Below are 12,756 nucleotides of genomic sequence, written 5' to 3'. Positions count from 1 at the left end.
GTGCGTGTCGAGGCGGCCGTCCCCGGGTACTCCGCCCGAATGATCTCGCTGACGCACACCGTGTGCGGTCGGGGGCCGTCCGGACGTGTGAACGTCCACCGGTGCCGATCGCTGTGGGTGGTCGGGTAATTGTCGTACCGTCAGTTCATTGCACCGACTAATGCGACAATTCGGAACGACGGGCGACGAGTTTCGAGGAGATTCTCGGCCCGCGATCCCGATTACGCGTTGTAGGAGGTGGGGGGGGCGGATGACGGTGTATGAACGCGATCTACCTGCTGTCCCGCCCGTCTACGGGCATCCCAAGCAGGGCATATGTGACGCTGCGCGGTCCGATCATCACCGGAACGAGGTTGCGCAGAGTTACCGTCGGGGGTCTACGCTGTCTGCTGTCCCCGATGATCCATCCATTTCTAGTGATCGAGAATTCGACGTGACAAGTGCGTTGACCATGCCGGCCGGCGAGCAATTGGCGGCGTCCTGGCCCGAGGCGCCACCGGCCGGTGGCCAGCCCCTGCCGTCCGAGCTGGATCACCTGCTCGCCCTCCGGGTACCGGGCCTGATCGCCACGCGCCGTCACATTCACGCGCATCCGGAGCTGTCCGGTCAGGAGTTCGACACCGCCGCCCTGATCGCCCGGGAACTCACCCTGGCCGGGCTCAGTCCCCGGATGCTGCCCAAGGGCAACGGGGTCATCTGCGACGTCAACGGCCGCCCGGACGGACCGGTGATCGCGCTGCGCGCCGACATCGACGCGCTGCCGCTGACCGACGTCAAGGACGTGCCGTACCGCTCCACCGTGGACGGGGTCTGCCACGCCTGCGGCCACGACGTACACACCACGATCCTGCTCGGTGTCGGCATGCTGCTCGCCCAGCTCGCCGACCTGGGCAAGCTGCCGGGCCGGGTCCGGTTGATCTTCCAGCCGGCCGAGGAGATCCTGCCATGCGGGTCGCTCGAAGTGATCGAGGCCGGCGGCCTGGACGACGTGGTGCAGATCTTCGCGCTGCACTGCGACCCGAACCAGCCGGTCGGCAAGGTCGGCCTGCGGGTCGGCCCGATCACCGCTGCCGCCGACAACGTCACGGTCCGGCTGACCGGACCGGGCGGGCACACCGCCCGCCCGCACCTGACCGTCGACATGGTGGACGCGCTCGGCCGGCTGATCACCGAGGTGCCCGCGCTGATCAGTCGCCGGGTGCCGGCCAACAGCGGGCTGCTGCTGGTCTTCGGGCACGCCTCCGCCGGCACCCGCTACAACGTCATCCCCTCCGAGGCGTCCGCCTCCGGCACGCTGCGGGTGATGGACCGAGTTGCCTGGGAAGAGGCTCCGAAGATCGTCTCCCAGGTGGTCCGGGACGTGATCGCCCCGACTGGGGCCACGGTCGACCTGGAGTACCTGCGTGGACGCCCGCCGGTCTGCAACGACGCGGCGGCCATCAAGGTGCTGACCTCGGCCACCGTCTCCGCGCTCGGCCCGGAGGGCGTCGCCGAGACCCCGCAGAGCATGGGCGGCGAGGACTTCTCCTGGTACCTGGAGTACGTCCCCGGCGCGCTGGCCAGGCTCGGGGTCGGCCGCTCCGGGCCGAACGTGGACCTGCACCGGGCGTCGTTCGACGTGGACGAACGGTCCATCCCGGCGGGCGTACGACTCATGGTGCAGACCGCGCTCCAGGCACTGGCGGCGACTCGCTGACCTTGGACGACGTCAGGTCCGCCCCGGGCGGTGGCGGCGTGCCGACGGGCGCGACCAGCGCCGGCTCGGGGCGGACCCGGCGGCGTCGGCGGCGACTGAGCCACCACAGCGCGCCCAGCGGTACGCCGAGAACCAACAGCCAGGGCAACACCGCACCGAGCACGGTGAGCAGGACCGTCATCGAGGCGAGGAAGACCGTCCAGCCGCCGCTCAGCCCGGCCAGGAAGCCGATCTCCCGCTCCTCGTCGGCGGTGCTGACGTCCGGCCCCACCAGCGTCACGGTGATCGTGGAGAGCGCGGTCAGGTCGGCCAACCGCCGCTTCTTCGCCTCCAGCGAGGCGAGGTCGGCCTCCCGGCGGGCCAACTCGTTCTCCAAGCTGATCAGGTCGCTGATCGAGTCGGCCCGGTCGAGCAGCCGACGGGCGCTCTCCACCCGGGCCCGCTGGGTGATGATCCGCGCGTCGAGGTCGACAGTCTCCTCGGTGACGTCCTCGGTGTCGATCTGCCGGCGTTCCTGGCGACCGAGACCCGCCAGCTCCTCGACCACCGGATAGAACCGGTCCGCCGGTACCCGTAGCGTCAGTTCCGCGACTGCGTCCGCGTCGGAGCTGCGGCGCTGGTCGCCGCCGACGAAGCCACCAGCGCGGGTGGCCGCGCCGGTCGCCGCCCGCGCTGCGGCCTCCACGTCGTCGACCTGTACCCGGATGGACCCGGTGTAGACGATGGACCGCTGGTCAACCCGGGTGTCCGCCGCCGGACCGGCGCCGCCCCGCTCGGCCGCCGGACCGGCGCCGCCCCGCTCGGCCGCCGGACCGGCGCCGTCCACCGCCTGCGGCACGTCGCCCCGGCCTGCCTCGGAGATCGCCGCGCGGTCGCCGCCACTGTCGCCGCTGCCGCAGCCGGTCACCATCAGCAGCACGACCAGCGCAGCCATTCCCGTCGCCCCGTGACGGCGGGCTCTTGTCGGAATCATCCCGTTCCCTTCTTCTCCACTGAGCGGGTGATAGCTCGGACGTCGAGCGCCGCCTCCCGGGTTCCGGCAGACTGCGCTCAGTACGTCACGATTCGGTATGGGAGGCATCACGATGCGGATCACCAAGTACGCCCACTCGTGCCTGCGGGTAGAGCACGACGGGGGAGTGCTGGTCGTCGATCCGGGAGGATTCAGCGAGGCCGCCGTGGCCCTGGACGGGGCCGACGCGGTCCTGATCACCCACGAGCACCACGACCACGTGGACACCGAGGCGATCAACCGGCAGCTGGCCCGAGGGCCGTTCACGATCCACGGACCGGCCTCGGTGGCCGGACCGCTCGGCGACGCGGCCGAGGCGCTGCGCCCGGTCGCCCCCGGTGACTCGTTCACCGCCGCCGGTGTCCCGGTACGCGCCTACGGCGGCCGGCACGCGGTGATCCACCCCGACATCCCGCTCGTCGACAACCTCGGGTACCTGCTCGACGACGTGGTCTACCACCCCGGAGACGCGCTGTTCGTGCCGGACGACATCCAGGTCGACACCCTCTTCGCCCCGATACACGCGCCCTGGTCGAAGTTCTCCGAGGTGGTCGACTTCATCCGGGCGGTGTCCCCGCGCCGGGTCTTCGCGCTACACGACGCCCTGCTCAACAACCATGGCCTCGCGGTGCTCGACCGGCAGTACACCGCCCTGTCCGGCAGCGAGTACCGACGGCTGGAGCCGGGCGGCCGGATCGACGGCTGAGTCGATGCCCGATCCGCCGTCCGACCCGGTGGCGCAGCTCTACCGCACGCCACCGGACCGGTTCGTTGCCGCCCGGGACGCCGCGGTGGCGCAGGCCCGGCGCGCCGGGGACGTGCGGGAAGCCAAGGAGATCGCCCGCCTGCGCCGCCCCACGGTGGCGGCCTGGCTGGTCAACCTGCTCGCCATCGAGCGTCCCGAGCTGGTGGGCGAGCTGGCGCAGTTGGCCGACGCGCTGCGGAACGCCCAGCGCGAGCTGCGCGGCCCGCGCCTGCGGGAGCTGTCCGCGCAGCGGCGGTCCGTGGTCGCCGCCCTGGTCGCCGAGGCACGCCGGCTCGCCGCCGACGTGCCGGGGGCCCCGTCGGCCGGGAAGCTGCCGTTGGCCGAGGTCGAGGCGACCCTGAACGCGGCCCTCGCCGACCCCGACGTGGCCGAGCAGGTGCGGTCCGGTCGGCTGCTGCGCCCGGCCCACTACGCCGGGTTCGGCGAGGTGCCCCGGCCACAGTTGCGGCTGGTCACCGGCGGGGAGGAGCCGCCCGCACCGGCGACACCGACGCGCCGGGCGGACCGCAGCACGCTCCGCGCCGACCAGGCCCGACGTGCCGCCCGTGCCGAGCTGGCCGGCCGCCGCAAGGCGCTGGAGAAGGAGCTGGCCCGGACGCGTACCGACCAGGAACGGGCCGAGACGGACCTCGACGCCGCGCAGACCGCCGAGCGTGACGGGACAGCCGCCCTGGACACGGTCGAGACGGAACTGGCCGAACTGGAACGCCGTCGGGCCGTCGCCGAGCAGGAACTGAGCCGGTCCCGGCTGGCCCGCCGGGCGGCCGAACGCGCTGCCGCCGCCGCCCGGCGGCGTACCGGTGAGGTGGAGGCCGCGATGGAGGCGCTGACCGCCGAGGAGGGGGATGCCGACCGGGGCGGCGGCGCGGCAGACTGATCCGTCATGGACGGACCTTCGGTCGGATCCTTCGTGGACGGACCCTCGGACGCATCCGCTCCGGGCGGGACGGCATGACCCCGGAACAGGTGGCGGCGGCGAGCAAGCCAGCGGTGCTCGCGCTCGGCGAGGCGTACGGCAGGTGCCCCACCACCCTGCGTCGGGCCCGGCTGCTCGGCATCTCCGGCTGGGCCTTCTACGTCACCGGTCGGGCCGGGGCGCTGGGTGACGTACGGGCCGAGACGGTCGCCGCCGCGCTCGGGTTCATCGCCCCCGACGCCGTCGCCGACGGCTGGGACGGCGCCTCCCGGACCGTACGCCCCTCCGAGGTGGCCGCCGCCAGCCTGGCCGAGTGCTGCCGCTGGGGCGAGGACCGGCTGGCCGCTCTGCCCCGCGTCGACCGGCTCGCCACGCTGGTGGAACGCGCCGTCGCGGCGGCCGACGCCAGCGCCATGCCGCTCTTCGCCGCCTGGCGGGCCGTGCCGTCCGAGCCGGGGAGCCCGGGTGCCCGGGCCGCCGCCGGGCTGCGCCTGCTCCGCGAGCACTTCACCGGCGCGCACCTGGTGGCCGTACGCGCCTGCGGGATGACGCCGCTGGAGGCGGTGCTGGCCGGGCCGGAGGGCGAGAGCGGGGCGATGGCCTGCGGATGGCCGCCGCCGTACCCGCCGGTCGGGCCGCTGGTGCGCCGCCGGCTCTGGGCCGAGGCGGTGACCGACCGGCTGGTCGCGCCCGCCTTCGCCGCTCTCGGCCCGGCCGACGGCGCCGAACTGGTCGAGCTGTTGGCCGAGGCGCGGGCACACACGCAGGGCTGACGGGACGTTCCGGGCTGTGACCGGCGTCCGGCTCGGCGGGGGTGCCGGGCGGGGGTGCCGGGCGGGGGTGCCGGGCGGGGGTGCCGGGCGGGGTGATGCCGGCCGGTAGCAGACTGGGGGTGTGGGAGACGCGCTAGGCCGACGCCGTGCCGGTGGGGCGGGACCGCAGCTCGATGACGTAGTCGTCCGGCGCGCCCGCCTTCTCGGCGGCGTTCGCGATCTCCGAGACGTACCACGAGGTGGGCAGGCCGCCCTCGTAGCCGTCGAAGACGTAGACCCAGGCCGTCACGTCGCCGTCCAGGGTCGAGATCCGGACGGTCAGCTTCCGGTACGTGCCGGAGGTGACGCCCTCGATCTCGTCGAGCTGGGCCGCGTCGTACGGATGGATGTCGTAGAGCGCCACGAAGACCCGGTCGCCGGGCGATTCGACCACGGTGCTGACGGCACCTTCCCAACCGATGACGTCCTCACCGGCGAAGGTCAGCCGCCAGCCCTCCAGCCAGCCGCTGCCCACCATCGGGGAATGCGGGCAGTAGGCACGCATTCGGGCAGGGTCCAGGTTCGAGCCGTAGGCGGCGTAAAGACGCACGGCGATGACGATAGCCCGACGGGCGCGTGGGGGAGAATACGGCGGTGCGTGTCGGACGCGTCGGGGAGAAGAAAGTCACTGTGAGCATGGACGAAGGGCGGTCGTGGTGAGCCAGATCGTGATCATCGGCGGGGGGCCGGCCGGTTACGAGGCCGCGCTGGTCGCCGCTCAACTGGACGCCGACGTCACCGTGGTGGAGGCCGACGGCGCGGGCGGGGCGTGCGTGCTTTCCGACTGCGTACCGTCGAAGACGTTCATCGCCAGCTCCGAGGTGGTGACCGGGTACCGCGACACCGAGGTGTTCGGGGTGCACTCCGACGGCCTGGAGGCGGTCACCGTCGACGCCCAGGCGGTCCACGAGCGGGTCAAGCGGCTCGCCCTGGCGCAGTCCTCCGACATCCAAGCCAAGCTGCTCAAGGCCGGGGTCACCTTCGTCTCCGGGCAGGCCCGGCTGGGTGAGGACACCCTGGGCCACACCCACCGGGTGATCGTCACGCCGGACGGCGGCGAGGCGCCGTACTCGATCAGTGCCTCGACGGTGCTGGTCGCCACCGGCGCCACCCCGCGCCAACTGCCCACCGCCGTGCCCGACGGCGAACGCATCCTCACCTGGCGGCAGGTGTACGACCTGCCCGAGCTGCCCGAACACCTGATCGTGGTCGGCTCCGGCGTGACCGGCGCCGAGTTCGCCAGCGCCTACCTGGCGATGGGCGTCGAGGTGACCCTGGTCTCCAGCCGGGACCGGGTGATGCCGCACGAGGACGCCGACGCCGCGCAGGCGATCGAGCGGGTCTTCCGCGCCCGGGGCATGAGCATCCTGAACAACTCCCGCGCCGAGGGGGTCCGCCGTACCGCCGACGGCGTCGAGGTCGCCCTCTCCGACGGCCGCAAGGTGTACGGCTCACACGCGCTGATCGCGGTCGGTTCGATCCCCAATACCGAGGAGCTGTGCCTGGCCGAGTACGGCGTGGCGCTGGCCCGGGGCGGGTACGTGACGGTGGACCGGGTCTCCCGCACCAACGTTCCCGGCATCTACGCGGCCGGCGACTGCACCGGCGTCCTGCCGCTGGCCAGCGTCGCCGCGATGCAGGGCCGGATCGCCATGTGGCACGCGCTCGGTGAGGCGGTCCGGCCGCTGCGGCTGCGTACCGTATCGGCGAACGTGTTCACCGACCCCGAGTTGGCCACCGTGGGTGTGTCGCAGGACGAGATGGACGCCGGCAAGGTGCCGGCCCGGCAGGTGATGCTGCCGCTGGCCGGTAACGCCCGGGCGAAGATGGACGAGGTTGCCGACGGGTTCGTCAAGCTGTTCTGCCGTCCGGCCAGCGGCCAGGTGATCGGTGGCGTGGTGGTGGCGCCGAAGGCCAGCGAGCTGATCCTGCCGATCACCATGGCGGTGGAGAACAACCTCACCGTCAACGAGTTGGCCCAGACCATCACGATCTACCCCAGCCTCTCCGGCTCGATAACCGAAGCCGCCCGCCAACTGATGCTCCACGAACTGGAGTAACCCCCACCCCCTCACCCCGCGCCCGATGTGTCCCCCGTCCTCACCCACCCCGCCTGCTGAGCCCCCGTCGATCATGGAGTTGTGGCTGCCGAGTGCCAGTGGGCGAGTTGACCGGAACATACCGAGAGTGACGGAGTGTCCGACATCACCCCGTCGGTCGGCGGCCGTGATGACCAGCCACACGTGTCCCGGGACGGGGTCAACGGCAAGCTTCGGTGCCACTATCAGGGACATCGGGCAGAGTCGTCGCCGATCGACGGTCGCGGGATCGGGCTCGGGACGCGTACCGTTGTCGGCGCGCGGCCCGGCGTGGCGTCGGGGCCCCCGCTCCTGACGCCCGGGCCGCCGCCGGGCCGCTGGCAGGTCCCGTGCCAGCGGCCCGGCCACCTCCCGGCCCGGTCGTCGCGGTGACGCGGAGTGACGTGCGGCGGGTCAGGCGCCGACGATTTCGCGGAGCGCCTTCACGTGGTCGGCGTACGCGCTCGCGCCCTCGGGGGTGAGGGAGAGCCACAGCCTGCTGTGCGCGTCCCGTGTGGCGCGGTCCTGCCGGACGTAGCCGGCGTCCACGAGCTGCGTCAGGTGCTTGCTGAGGGCGGATTTGGAGAGCCCGAGATGATCCTGCAGGCGCTGGAACTCCACCCGGTGGGCGGCGCTGAGCATGGCGCAGATTCGCAACCGGTGCGGTGCGTGGATCTTCTCGTTGAACAACGGGGTCTCAGGCATCGCCGAATTCCCGCCGGTACGCCCGGCCGGTGCGTAGCACGATGTCGGCGGACACGGCGGCGCCGATGACCCAGATCCAGCGGGCGTCGGTGAGTGCCGACAGCGCCCAGGTCAGGGCGAAGCAACCGAGGACGGCGGCCAGGAACGGGGCGATGTCGCCCGCCTTGACCGCCGCCCAGGAGACCCCGTCCTGGCTCAGCCAGTACCGGCAGCCGAGCATGATGGCCGCGATGTTCACGGCGAGGCTCGCCTTGCCCACGTGGGCAGAGGGCAGGAGATGCACCAGGTGCAGGGCGGCCATGGCTGCCGACATCGCGACGAAGAACCATCGCGGGATCGGGGGGTAGCGGACCGCGTTCTCGTCGTCGGTGAGCTGTCGAAGCGTCTCCCGGGCCTGATCAGGGGTGGGTCTTGTTTCCATAAGGGAAACTGTAGGGCCGAGTTTCCATATCGGCAACTCGTCGGGTGGCTCCGATCGTGGTCCGTCGCCGCCCGCCGCCACCGTTGATGACGGGGTGTAGACCCGGCGGCGTGACCGGTCATGGTCCGACGGCGACCGCGATGGCGGCGGCGAGGAAGGCGACCTGGAGCGCGGTACGGACGTTGAGCGGGGTGACCGGGCGCCCGCCCAGGGTGAGTTTCCGGCGCGCGGCCGAGACGTTCGCCGGGAACATCGCCAGCATCAGTACGGCCAGTCCGGCGGCGGCCCAGCGGGCGGTGGCCGGCGCCAGCAGGCCAACCGCGCCCGCGAGTTCCAGCACGCCGGTCACCGTGACCAGCAGGTCCGGTCGGGGCAGTCGGGGCGGGACCATCTCGATCAGGTCGCGTCGCCGGCCGGTGAAGTGTGCGATCCCGGTCAGCACGAACATCACGGCCAGCCCGACCCGCAGGGCCGGCTGCCAGCCGTCGAGCACGGAAACCCCGACCAGGCCGGCCAGTCGGGCGAGCGCGGTGCCCGCCACCAGGGCGATCAGCGGAGTCATCGGTACCTCCTCGAAGACCAATCTTGTCGCCGACAAGATTGGCTCGTGATGGCCTATCTTGTCAATGGCAAGATAGGATCGGGTGATGACCGGCACCCGCGGCTACCACCACGGCGACCTGCCTCGCGCCCTGCTCGCCGCAGCGGAGGCGGCGATCAGGGAGTCGGGCCCGGCGGCGCTGAGCCTGCGGGACCTGGCCCGACGCGCCGGCGTCTCGCACGCCGCCCCGGCCCACCACTTCGGCGACCGGGCCGGCCTCTTCACCGCGCTCGCGGTGCAGGGCTTCGACCTGCTCGCCGAGGCGCTGGAATCGGCGGGCGGCGAACTGCTGGACCTCGGCGTGGCGTACGTCGACTTCGCCGTGCGGCACCGCGCCCACTTCGAGGTGATGTTCCACCCCGATCTCTACCGATCCGATGCCGCCGAGGTCCGGGCCGCCCGGGACCGTGCCGGTGCCGCCCTGCATGCCGGGGTGACGGCACTGACTGCCGCTGCGGCGGACGCTGGCGACGGGCGGGGCGACGTGCACGGGCCGCTTGGTGACGCCCTGGCCGCATGGTCGATCGTGCATGGCTTCGCCACGCTCTGGCTGGCCGACGCGCTACCACCCGGTGTGGGTGACGACCCGCGAGAGGTTGCCCGGACGGTGATCGGGCGCCTCTTCGCCCCGGCGGCGGATCCCGGCTGACCGAACGCCGGCCGTCACCAGCTCGTCGACAGCGGCATCCCCTCGGTGTAGCCGGCGGTGCTCTGCACCCCGACCAGCACCCGCTCGTGGAACTCGTCCAGGTTCCGCGCCCCGGCGTAGGTGAAGGCGCTGCGCACCCCCGAGATGATCTCGTCGATCAGGTCCTCCACCCCCGGCCGGGTCGGGTCCAGATACATCCGGGCCGACGAGATGCCCTCCTCGAAGATGGCCTTCCGGGCCCGGTCGTAGGGGCTGTCCTCGCCGGTGCGGGCGCTGACCGCGCGAGCCGAGGCCATCCCGAAACTCTCCTTGTACCGCCGGCCGTCCTCGTCGGTGTAGAGATCACCGGGCGACTCGTAGGTGCCGGCGAACCAGGAGCCGATCATCACGTTCGCCGCACCGGCGGCCAGCGCCAACGCCACGTCGCGCGGGTGCCGCACCCCACCGTCGGCCCAGACGTGCCGACCCAGCTCGCGGGCCGCCGCAGCACAGTCCAGCACCGCCGAGAACTGCGGCCGGCCCACCCCGGTCATCATCCGGGTGGTGCACATCGCGCCGGGTCCGACGCCGACCTTGATGATGTCCGCGCCGGCCGCGACCAGGTCGCGTACGCCGTCGGCGGTGACCACGTTGCCGGCCGCCACCGGCACGCCCGGGTCGAGACCCCGGACGGTCCGCAACGCGCTGATCATCCGTTCCTGGTGGCCGTGCGCGGTGTCCACGACCAGGGTGTCCACCCCGGCCTCCAGCAGCGCCGACGCCTTGCCCGCCACGTCGCCGTTGATGCCCACCGCCGCCGCGATGCGCAGCCGGCCCTGGGCGTCCACCGCAGGCCGGTAGAGCGTCGCCCGCAACGCGCCCGGCCGGGTGAGCACCCCGACCAGCCGTCCCTCGCCGTCCACCACCGGGGCCAGCCGCCGCCGCGCCCCGCTGAGCCGGTCGAAGCCGGTACGCGGATCCGCGTCCACCGGTACGGTGTGCAGGTCGGCCGACATGACGTCACGCAGTTGGGCGAACCGGTCCACGCCGACCGTGTCCGCCTCGGTCACCACCCCGATCGGGCGACTGTTCTCGTCGACCACGATCACCGCACCGTACGCCCGCTTCGGCAACAGGTGGATCGCGTCGCCGACGGTGTCGGTCGGACCGAGCGCGATGGCCGTGTCGTGCACCAGGTGCCGCTCCTTGATCCAGGCGACGACCTCGGCCACCACCTCGATCGGGATGTCCTGGGGGATCACCACGATGCCGCCACGCCGGGCCACCGTCTCGGCCATCCGCCGGCCGGCGACCGCCGTCATGTTCGCCACCACCAGCGGGATCGTGGTACCCGTACCGTCGCCGGTGGCCAGGTCGACGTCCAGCCGCGAGCCCACCTCCGACCGGGCCGGGGCCATGAAGACGTCGTTGTAGGTCAGGTCGTACGCCGGAATCGCGCCATCGAGGAACCGCACCCGGCCATCATTCCCTCAGCCCAGCAGCAGCGCGACCGCTACCACCACCATCACCAGCGCGATCACGCCGTCGAGGACCTGCCAGACCCGGGCCCGGGCGAGCATCGGCGCGAGCCGGTACGCCCCCGCGCCGAGCGCGCTGAACCAGACGACGCTGGCCACCGCCGCGCCGAGACCGAACAGCCAGCGGTGCGGCTGCTGCTGCGCGATGCCACCGAGCAGCAGCACGGTGTCCAGGTAGACGTGCGGGTTGAGGTAAGTGAAGGCGAGGCAGGCCAGCAGCGTCGCACCGAGCCGGGCCGGTGGCCGCTGGGCGGGAGTGAGCGCGCTCGGACGCCACGCGCGGCGGGCGGCCAGGGCCGCGTACCCGAGCAGGAAGGCCGCCCCGCCCCAGCGGATCGCGGTGAGCAGGTCGGGTCGGGCCGCGACCATCGACCCGACCCCGGCGATGCCGACACCGATCAGCAGGGCGTCGGAGATCGCGCAGGTCAGCACGACCGGCACCACGTGTTCCCGGCGCAGGCCCTGGCGGAGTACGAAGGCGTTCTGCGCGCCGATGGCGACGATGAGGGCGATGGACAGCGAGAAGCCGGCGACGACAGAGGTGAGCACGGTGCCGACGGTAGGAGTGCGGGGGCGGATCAGTCCAGCTAAAGATTCTTCATCTGGTTAAGCTCAGCTTCATGAGCGGTCTGGACTCCACCCAGCTCCGTACGCTCGCCGCGGTGGTCGCCGAGGGCAGCTTCGAGGCGGCGGCGCGGCTGCTGCACGTCACCCCCTCGGCGGTCAGCCAGCGTATCAAGGCACTGGAGGAGACCGTCGGGCAGGTGCTCGTCCGGCGGCACCGCCCCTGCGACGCCACCGAGGCCGGGCGACCGCTGCTGCGCCTGGCCGGGCAGCTCGCCCTGCTCGAACGCGAGGCGCTGACTGACGCCCGAGGATCGCTCGGCGGCGACCGGGCCCGTACCCGGGTCGCCATCGTGGTCAACGCCGACTCGCTCGCCACCTGGTTCCCCGCCGCCCTGGCCCGGCTGCCCGACCAGCCGGAACTCTCCTTCGACATCCGGCAGGACGACCAGGACCACACCGCCGTCCTGCTCCGCGACGGGGCGGTGACCGCTGCGGTGACCGCCCAACGCGAGGCGGTCCAGGGCTGCCGGGTACGCCGTCTCGGCGCGATGCGCTACCGGGCGCTGGCCGCGCCGTCGCTGGCGCGACGGTGGTTCGCCGACGGCCTCACCCGGGCCACGGCCGCCGCCGCACCGGCGGTGGTCTTCGACCGCAAGGATCGGATCCAACACCGCTTCCTGCGTACGGTGACCGGGCACGCGCTCGACCCACCGGTGCACTACGTGCCGTCGGTCCCGGCGTTCAACGAGTCGATCCGACTCGGCCTGGGCTGGGGACTGGTGGCGGAGCAGATCGCCGACGCGGACGTGGCCGCCGGTCGGTGTGTCGACATCGCCCCCGGCCGGGTGCTGGACACCCCGCTCTACTGGCAGCACTGGCGACTCGACTCACCGGTGCTGACCGCGCTGACCGCCGCCGTCTGCGCCGTAGCCGCCGAGTCCCTGCACTGACCGCGGATGTAAGGAAGGGACCCTTTCTATACACCAGGCGTTAGTAGGGGACCCTTCCTTACACAT

General features: G+C 72.4%; 14 protein-coding genes. 7 read left to right on the top strand and 7 right to left on the bottom strand.

Annotated features, from left to right (window positions below; genetic code table 11):
* The first annotated feature begins 433 nt into the window (after window positions 1–433).
* Window positions 434–1,696, top strand: a complete 1,263-nt coding sequence (locus ID554_RS08725; RefSeq protein WP_117228696.1) for an amidohydrolase — start codon at window positions 434–436, stop codon at window positions 1,694–1,696.
* On the opposite strand, the gene ID554_RS08720 is transcribed toward ID554_RS08725, so the two are convergent.
* Entirely contained in the window at window positions 1,653–2,630 is a 978-nt protein-coding gene (locus ID554_RS08720; RefSeq protein WP_117228697.1) for a DUF4349 domain-containing protein, read from the bottom strand. The two genes, ID554_RS08725 and ID554_RS08720, sit on opposite strands and share 44 nt — an antisense overlap.
* Window positions 2,631–2,781: 151 nt before the next feature.
* Between ID554_RS08720 and ID554_RS08715 the strand changes: the two genes are divergently transcribed.
* The 3 genes from ID554_RS08715 (at window position 2,782) to ID554_RS08705 (ending at window position 5,163) form a co-directional block, all read left to right on the top strand.
* The gene (locus ID554_RS08715) at window positions 2,782–3,414 is read left to right on the top strand and encodes an MBL fold metallo-hydrolase (protein WP_117228736.1); all 633 of its coding nucleotides are present in this window, start codon (window positions 2,782–2,784) and stop codon (window positions 3,412–3,414) included.
* Window positions 3,415–3,418: 4 nt separating this feature from the next.
* A complete protein-coding gene (locus ID554_RS08710) occupies window positions 3,419–4,351 on the top strand; it encodes a hypothetical protein (protein WP_117228698.1) in 933 nt (310 codons plus the stop codon).
* A 74-nt stretch (window positions 4,352–4,425) separates the two neighbouring features.
* A complete protein-coding gene (locus tag ID554_RS08705) occupies window positions 4,426–5,163 on the top strand; it encodes an SCO6745 family protein (RefSeq protein ID WP_117228699.1) in 738 nt (245 codons plus the stop codon).
* Window positions 5,164–5,296: 133 nt separating this feature from the next.
* Here ID554_RS08705 and ID554_RS08700 read toward each other — a convergent pair whose 3' ends face one another.
* Window positions 5,297–5,752 (bottom strand): gamma-glutamylcyclotransferase, encoded by a 456-nt coding sequence (locus ID554_RS08700; RefSeq protein WP_117228700.1) that lies wholly within the window; start codon window positions 5,750–5,752, stop codon window positions 5,297–5,299.
* A gap of 106 nt (window positions 5,753–5,858) precedes the next feature.
* On the opposite strand from ID554_RS08700, the gene ID554_RS08695 reads away from it, so the two are divergent.
* Complete coding sequence (locus tag ID554_RS08695) at window positions 5,859–7,262, top strand: NAD(P)H-quinone dehydrogenase (RefSeq protein ID WP_117228737.1); 1,404 nt, start codon at window positions 5,859–5,861, stop codon at window positions 7,260–7,262.
* A gap of 432 nt (window positions 7,263–7,694) precedes the next feature.
* Here ID554_RS08695 and ID554_RS08690 read toward each other — a convergent pair whose 3' ends face one another.
* The 3 genes from ID554_RS08690 to ID554_RS08680 all read right to left on the bottom strand — a co-directional run bounded on the left by ID554_RS08690 (window position 7,695) and on the right by ID554_RS08680 (window position 8,968).
* A complete protein-coding gene (locus ID554_RS08690) occupies window positions 7,695–7,985 on the bottom strand; it encodes a transcriptional regulator (RefSeq protein ID WP_117228701.1) in 291 nt (96 codons plus the stop codon).
* Window positions 7,978–8,406: a hypothetical protein gene (locus tag ID554_RS08685; protein ID WP_117228702.1), complete on the bottom strand. Its 429-nt coding sequence runs from the start codon at window positions 8,404–8,406 to the stop codon at window positions 7,978–7,980. Before ID554_RS08685 ends, ID554_RS08690 begins: the two co-directional genes overlap by 8 nt.
* 118 nt (window positions 8,407–8,524) lie before the next feature.
* A complete protein-coding gene (locus ID554_RS08680) occupies window positions 8,525–8,968 on the bottom strand; it encodes a DoxX family protein (RefSeq protein ID WP_117228738.1) in 444 nt (147 codons plus the stop codon).
* Window positions 8,969–9,053: 85 nt separating this feature from the next.
* On the opposite strand from ID554_RS08680, the gene ID554_RS08675 reads away from it, so the two are divergent.
* A complete protein-coding gene (locus ID554_RS08675) occupies window positions 9,054–9,656 on the top strand; it encodes a TetR/AcrR family transcriptional regulator (protein WP_117228703.1) in 603 nt (200 codons plus the stop codon).
* A gap of 14 nt (window positions 9,657–9,670) precedes the next feature.
* Here ID554_RS08675 and ID554_RS08670 read toward each other — a convergent pair whose 3' ends face one another.
* Window positions 9,671–11,110, bottom strand: coding sequence for a GuaB1 family IMP dehydrogenase-related protein (locus ID554_RS08670; protein ID WP_117228704.1), 1,440 nt, complete (start codon window positions 11,108–11,110; stop codon window positions 9,671–9,673).
* Window positions 11,111–11,125: 15 nt separating this feature from the next.
* Window positions 11,126–11,722 carry a LysE/ArgO family amino acid transporter gene (locus ID554_RS08665; RefSeq protein WP_117228705.1) on the bottom strand — a complete coding sequence of 199 codons (597 nt, stop codon included), beginning with the start codon at window positions 11,720–11,722 and terminating at the stop codon, window positions 11,126–11,128.
* A gap of 71 nt (window positions 11,723–11,793) precedes the next feature.
* Between ID554_RS08665 and ID554_RS08660 the strand changes: the two genes are divergently transcribed.
* A complete protein-coding gene (locus ID554_RS08660) occupies window positions 11,794–12,690 on the top strand; it encodes a LysR family transcriptional regulator ArgP (protein WP_117228706.1) in 897 nt (298 codons plus the stop codon).
* Window positions 12,691–12,756 lie beyond the last annotated feature (66 nt).

This window comes from Micromonospora craniellae, assembly GCF_014764405.1.
Taxonomy (GTDB): Bacteria; Actinomycetota; Actinomycetes; order Mycobacteriales; family Micromonosporaceae; genus Micromonospora; species Micromonospora craniellae.
This window is presented reverse-complemented; position numbering and strand designations above follow the sequence as displayed.

Coding starts and splice junctions, on each gene's coding strand:
- ID554_RS08720 (WP_117228697.1), bottom strand. CDS start 2,630: ATGGCTGCGCTGGTCGTGCTGCTGATGGTGACCGGCTGCGGCAGCGGC.
- ID554_RS08715 (WP_117228736.1), top strand. CDS start 2,782: ATGCGGATCACCAAGTACGCCCACTCGTGCCTGCGGGTAGAGCACGAC.
- ID554_RS08710 (WP_117228698.1), top strand. CDS start 3,419: ATGCCCGATCCGCCGTCCGACCCGGTGGCGCAGCTCTACCGCACGCCA.
- ID554_RS08705 (WP_117228699.1), top strand. CDS start 4,426: ATGACCCCGGAACAGGTGGCGGCGGCGAGCAAGCCAGCGGTGCTCGCG.
- ID554_RS08690 (WP_117228701.1), bottom strand. CDS start 7,985: ATGCCTGAGACCCCGTTGTTCAACGAGAAGATCCACGCACCGCACCGG.
- ID554_RS08685 (WP_117228702.1), bottom strand. CDS start 8,406: ATGGAAACAAGACCCACCCCTGATCAGGCCCGGGAGACGCTTCGACAG.
- ID554_RS08680 (WP_117228738.1), bottom strand. CDS start 8,968: ATGACTCCGCTGATCGCCCTGGTGGCGGGCACCGCGCTCGCCCGACTG.
- ID554_RS08675 (WP_117228703.1), top strand. CDS start 9,054: ATGACCGGCACCCGCGGCTACCACCACGGCGACCTGCCTCGCGCCCTG.
- ID554_RS08660 (WP_117228706.1), top strand. CDS start 11,794: ATGAGCGGTCTGGACTCCACCCAGCTCCGTACGCTCGCCGCGGTGGTC.